Source organism: Candidatus Borkfalkia ceftriaxoniphila, assembly GCF_004134775.1.
Taxonomy (GTDB): domain Bacteria; phylum Bacillota; class Clostridia; order Christensenellales; family Borkfalkiaceae; genus Borkfalkia; species Borkfalkia ceftriaxoniphila.
This window is the reverse complement of sequence record NZ_SDOZ01000003.1, coordinates 289,626-295,657: the sequence shown is the minus strand read 5'-3', so window position 1 is coordinate 295,657 and position 6,032 is coordinate 289,626. Positions and strand designations below refer to the sequence as shown.

Sequence of the window (6,032 nt, the reverse complement as noted above, 5' to 3'; positions counted from 1 at the left end):
AAGGAAAATACCTTTCTGCACCTCGGTCATCAATTTATAAAGGTTTGCGAACTGTTTAAAATAATCATCGTGTTCAATCAATTCCATTATTTCAGAATACAGGCACAAAAACAGTCCGTCGCAAAATTGCGGCAGGCTGTTTTTTTGTGGAAATAAAAAAATATATATCCCGCATAAAAGTGATAAAAGCAACAATATATTTTCAAAAAAAATTTAAAAAGAGTCTTGACACGGGAGAAATTCCGTGTTATACTTTAATTAGTTATGCGGGTAACTAATTTTCAGTTACTCAATAAGTTACATAAATGTAACCAGTCGCGGGGAGAAAAATATGGACGAGCGAATGCAGGAAGAAAGACTGCCCATAAAAATTCTGCGGGCGGAAGGCTCGATTGAAAACGCAGGAATATTATTGACGCCCGCAGAGCCTCAGATCGGGCTGGACGAAACGCATCTCATGTGTGTGAACGGGCGCGGGTATATCATTCTCGATTTTAAAGAGGAATTGAACGGCTCGGTGCGCATTCTCACCCAAGTTGCCGACGGCGGAGGCTGCCGCGTCCGTATCAGGACAGGCGAATCAGTTTCCGAGTGCTGTGCGGAAGAGGGCGATCGTATGGCGGGAAACTATCATACCCTGCGCGACGCCGAGGTTCTTCTCGTCATGTATTCGGATATGCGGTTTTTCGAAACGGGTTTCCGCTTTGTCCGCATTGATTTTCTGGAAGAGAAAACAGTTTATATCAAATCGGTGATGGCGACAAGTTTCAGCCGTAAATTGCAGCCGAAAGGCAGTTTTCGATGCAGCGACGAGCGTGTCAACGAAATATTCCGCGTGGCGTCGCGTACGCTCATGCTGAATATGCACGATTATCTCTGGGACGGCATCAAGCGCGACCGTTTGGTCTGGGTAGGCGATATGCATCCCGAAACGACTGCGATCGCCTGTCTGTTCGGCGACGATCCTTCCATCGGGCGTTCGCTGACGTATAGCCGCGAGCATACGCCTTTGCCCAACTGGATGAATCGCACGCCGACCTATACGGCATGGTGGCTGATCATTTTGCACGATTATTATATGCAAAACGGACGTCTTTCCTTTTTAAGGGAGCAGAGAGCGTACGTAGACGGTGCTTTACGTCAGTTGAACGGCGTCGTGCGCGAAGACGGCACGATCGCCCGCGACGGAAGTTATTTGTTCGACTGGCCCAGCCACGGTTCGGATGACGAAACGGCGGGCATCTACGCGCTCTGGGTTTTGGCGGCGAAAAAGAGCCGAAGTCTTTTTAAAACGCTGGGGCTGGACGTTCGCGTGTGCGATGATATGCTCGGAAAACTTTCCCGATATCGAGGGCTGTCGGTGCGGATAATGAAACAATGCGAGGCGTTTCTCGTTTATGCGGGCGTCAAGGGCGCCGAGAATGCCTGTTCCTTTTTGACTCGCGGCGGAGCGAAAGGATTCAGCACCTTTATGAGTTATTACATATTGCATTCGATCGCCGCGGCGGGGCGCGCCGATACGGCGGTGGAATTGATGAAACAGTACTACGGCGGAATGCTCGATATGGGGGCCACTTCCTTTTGGGAGGATTTCGACCTCGATTGGATGGAAAACAGTTGTCCCGTCGATCGTCTACCCCGCGAGGGCGAGAGGGATATTCACGGGGATTTCGGAAAACATTGCTACGTCGGGTTTCGGCATAGTTTGTGCCACGGCTGGTCGTGCGGCCCGATCGCTTTTTTGATGAAGTCGCTTTCCGGACTGGAAATATCGGAGGCGGGCTGCCGCAAGATCCGCCTGCATCCGCAATCGGGCGGTTTGGATTGGTATGAGATTTCTTATCCGACGCCGTTCGGGAATTTGGAAATCAATTGGAAGAACGGAACAAAGAATATTCGTGTTCCCGACGGGATCGAACTGACCGATTGACCCTTGACGGGGGCAAAACAGCCGCGGCTGTTTTTTTGATTTTTTCTAATGAAAAAATCAAATCTATTATCCGATAAATCAAATTAAGGAGGAGATCATCTGTATGCGAAAAAAACTGTTTGTCGTTTTCGCCGCTCTGTTGTGCTTTGTGTCTTTGATGGGCGCAACCTTTGTTTCGGCAGCGGAAACAAGCAGTACGGCGCTGTTTCTCGAATCGGTGCGCATGGATAAGGAGGAGGACGGCTATGTCTTTACCTATCGGTTTGACAAGTCCGTCGCCTCGGAGGAAAAGGATATCACTTTGACTTCCGCATCGAAATTTACGGTAAATCAGAAGGGACTGAACGAGGTCGAAGGGGCGAAAGTTGCTTACGCCGAACAGGAGGGCGTATACGTCGTGCAGGCGAGAGTGCCCGCTGCGTCGGGATGCGTGAAAGAGGACGGCACCGACCGCGTCAACGTGCTTGCGGGCTTTGAGTGCGATACGGGGTACCGCACGACCGTCCGGTATATTTATCAGTTTGCAAAAACGGGCGAGGGAGAGCGCATTTATCGCAGCGACAATATCGATGATTACGCCGAGGTTTCGGTTACGTCGGTGTCCGTGCCCGAGGTACAGGGCTCGAACTTTGTTTTTTATATCTACCTTTCCGAAGTGATCACGCCCCGCAAATACATCGATCTGCAGGTGCGTTCTTTGCGAGAAATGCTCGTCTATCACGGTGAAAAGGGAGATAAACAGTATTCGGATTCGGAATTGACGCTCCTCTACGATTATCAGATATTTTCGCGCGACTGGGCGGACAGCATCAGTTATAAATTCCATTTCGGCTGCGATTCGTATAACGGATTGCAGGCGTTTCCCGGCAACAACGGCGGCTATCCGTACGATATGACGCCGCAGGAGAAAATCAACGGAACGGATCTCTACAACGTGTATCAGATTCAGGAACAAGTCGCAGATACTTCTCTCGTTTATCTCGATAAGAACGGTCAGGAACAGAGCAACGGCGGATCGTTACAGCCCCTCGCGATACAGATCCATATGGATAATAACCGTATACAGGTCGTTCTGAAAGGCGATTCCCTGCGCGACGACCTTGCAACGAAGATCGTCGACGCCGCGGGACAGGATACGGGCATGACCTCTTTTAACGAAAATATTGCGCCGAACAGGCGCGAGAATATGGCGCTCTGTTTGAAAAGCGGGCTTTTGTTTCCCAACGGAAAAATTTTAAAGGAAGATTTTTCCTTTTATTACGATCCCGTCGGCAAGCAATGGCGCGCAACGGGTACGGACGCGGGCGAAACGGTCGTTGACGAAACGCTCTCCAACCAGGAAGGCTATACAGACGAAGAACTGGCTGCCAAAAACAACGGCAACGGGGGCACGGACGAAAGCGGGGGCTGCAAATCCATTGTGAACGTCGGAAATCCCGCTGCTGCGGCAACGTCCGTTACGCTTTTTGCTGCTGCTGCAATTGCGCTGTTCGGGCGCAGAAACGCCAAAAATCGGTAAAGGAGGGCGTAAAGATGAAAAAATTGTTGTGCAAGTTTGCCTGCGTGGCGCTGTCGGTTTGCCTCGTTTGCGGCGTGGCGTACGGTTGCTCTCCCGATACGACGGGGGGCAACGTCAATCCGCCCGACCCGGGCATCGATCTGAACAACGGTTACACCTATACAAAGCAGAATGACGACGGACTGATGCAGTTTTACAGTTCGGACGAATCGCTCGACTCTTTTCTGAACGAGTATATGAGAAGACATCTCCGCTATGACGACGATGCGATCGGCGATCTGAAACTGGGAGAGGGCAATACGGTATGGAAAGAGTGGGAGGCCATGTCTGTCATGTGGATGAACACGGCGGGCATCGGGTACAGCCCCAAGACCAGCATCGGTAACTGGTTTTCCAATATCTATCAGGACAGTTTCGGCTATATCTGGGTAGACGCGGGCACCACGACCACCGATTGGGGGCAGAGTTGGCAGTTCCCCAATATGGGGCATTCGGGCAACTCCGTTTCCGGCGAATATTACAATACTTCTTATTTCAACGGCCTGAACGATTTCAAGGGATATAACGGCAGCAGCGAACTTACTTCGATCTGGAAAGGCAGATCGAATACGGGCGTGAACGGCTCGACGGTGGCGGCGGCGACAGGCTACTCCGATTATATGACCGTTTCGGGCAAAGATATGAAATCCATCACGTTCACTTACGACGCGCCGCAGGACGGCAAAATCATGTGGGACGGCGCAGAACTGAATATCAAGCCGTATATGGGCACGCCTTTCTGTTCTCCCTTCCTCGAATTGGATTTCAGCATTACCGATTACGATTCGCTCGGTTCCACGCAGCAGGTCGAGGACGTCATCGTTTCGTGGAAGGGCGGCAGCGGTACGAAAAACAGCGAATGGGACGACGACCACTGCGTCCGTTACAGCGAATTTTCGACCAACTATAAGGAAACGTTCTCCGCGGCGACGCACATCGTGTTCCCCATGTACGCGCACGAAAATTGGGGCAAATCCGAATCGCTCGACGACGCGATCACCGATATGAAGATCGAGATCGTATTCAAGGACGGGATCAACGCCGAAGTGCGGCTGGAAGAGGTCACGCTTTCGTTCGACGGCAGGCAGGTCAACAACAACAGCGTATTTATTGCCGCCGCGGCGTACTATTATCAGTACACGCAGGACGACGAATGGCTGGAAAAGAATATCGATAAGATCCGTAAGGCGATGCAGTTCCTTCTGACCTATTGCAAGGGGGCGGAGCAGGAGTTGATCACAGTGGAGGAATTCGTCGGGCACGACGGCTCTTCCAACTATGATTATTTCGCGTGGAAAGATGAAGACGGAAAGGTCGGCTCCGCAACCAATACGGGCGTGGGGCACGGCATCGGCGACGGATATTGGGATTGCCCGAGTTACCCCGTCGTGAGTCTTTACTGCAACCTGTATTATTTCAAGGCCCTCAAAGGCATGGAATATCTGGAAAAAATGGTTGCGGCGAGCGGCATTGAAGAGAGCGGAAACGCCGTCGAAGTAAAGAGTGCGGACATGAAAAAGACCGTAAAATACACGGAAACAGCGGTAACGCTCGGACAAAAGATCCAAGCGTTTATTCCCGAGTTTCAGGAATACTTCTGGAACGAGGAAACGGGGCGCTTCCATCTCGGTTACCTTCCCGAAACGGATAAGGGCGTGCAGGCGGGCGTTCTGGATACCGTCGTCGATTACGGCTTTACCACGTACAATCAGGAGGCGATCGAATTGGGGCTTGCCACCGAGGAACAGGCTGCGTCCATACTTTCGTGGATCAACGGCGATCGCATCGTGGAAGGGGATACGGCAGATAATTCCTCCCGCACCAAGCAGATCTATTACTTTACGTTTGCGCCCCGCTGGACGACAAAAGAAAACGTATATCAGTATTGGTTCCGTTTCGACGGAAAGAGGAGCGGTTCTTACGGCTGGAACAAACAGGTGCAGAACGGCGGTACCGCGGCGCATTGCGCGTATTACGACATGGTTGCGGAACAGATCGTCAACGGCGGAGATGCGGCTTTTGCGAAGTTGAAAAACGTGCAGGGCTGGTACGAAACGGTCAAAGAGGCGGGCGGCACGGGCAAAAATTTCTACCGTTCGTATTATCTGAAAAACGGGATCATTTTGCAGGGCGGCGAAAGTTCGGGCGTCTTGGGGCTCGACTATGAATTTATAGAGGCAACGCTCCTGTATACAACGGTTCCCGCCGCGTTCTTCGGGCTTTCCTCCTCGGATTACAACTGTCTGAACATTACGCCCGATCTTCCTTCCTCGCTCGATTATTGGAAGATGGAAAATCTGAGTTATGCCGATATGTATTACGATTTGTCTATCGGAAAAAATTGGGTGCAGATCAACAGTATACAGGGCGATACCGAGGGCAAGACCGTCCGCGTGACCCTCGATGCGCCGTCCGGCGCGTTCGAAGTGCGTCAGCACAACAAAATTCTGACCGCCGGCACCGATTATACGGTAGAAAACGGCAAGGTCGTGATCGTGGCGCCTTTCCGTAACGGCAGGATCCAGATCGTAAATAAATAAATTC

At 51.4% G+C, this 6,032-nt stretch carries 3 protein-coding genes; all 3 read left to right on the top strand.

Going from position 1 to position 6,032, the window contains the following annotated elements; genetic code table 11:
• The first annotated feature begins 331 nt into the window (after positions 1-331).
• Positions 332-1,930: an alpha-L-rhamnosidase-related protein gene (locus tag ESZ91_RS09910; RefSeq protein ID WP_129226795.1), complete on the top strand. Its 1,599-nt coding sequence runs from the start codon at positions 332-334 to the stop codon at positions 1,928-1,930.
• 103 nt (positions 1,931-2,033) lie between these two features.
• Positions 2,034-3,449 carry a hypothetical protein gene (locus tag ESZ91_RS09905; RefSeq protein WP_129226793.1) on the top strand — a complete coding sequence of 472 codons (1,416 nt, stop codon included), beginning with the start codon at positions 2,034-2,036 and terminating at the stop codon, positions 3,447-3,449.
• Positions 3,450-3,463: 14 nt separating this feature from the next.
• Complete coding sequence (locus ESZ91_RS09900) at positions 3,464-6,028, top strand: hypothetical protein (RefSeq protein WP_129226791.1); 2,565 nt, start codon at positions 3,464-3,466, stop codon at positions 6,026-6,028.
• Positions 6,029-6,032 lie beyond the last annotated feature (4 nt).

Bases quoted from the DNA above. Each gene is read 5' to 3' on its own strand.
- ESZ91_RS09910 (WP_129226795.1), top strand. From the start codon at position 332: ATGGACGAGCGAATGCAGGAAGAAAGACTGCCCATAAAAATTCTGCGG.
- ESZ91_RS09905 (WP_129226793.1), top strand. From the start codon at position 2,034: ATGCGAAAAAAACTGTTTGTCGTTTTCGCCGCTCTGTTGTGCTTTGTG.
- ESZ91_RS09900 (WP_129226791.1), top strand. From the start codon at position 3,464: ATGAAAAAATTGTTGTGCAAGTTTGCCTGCGTGGCGCTGTCGGTTTGC.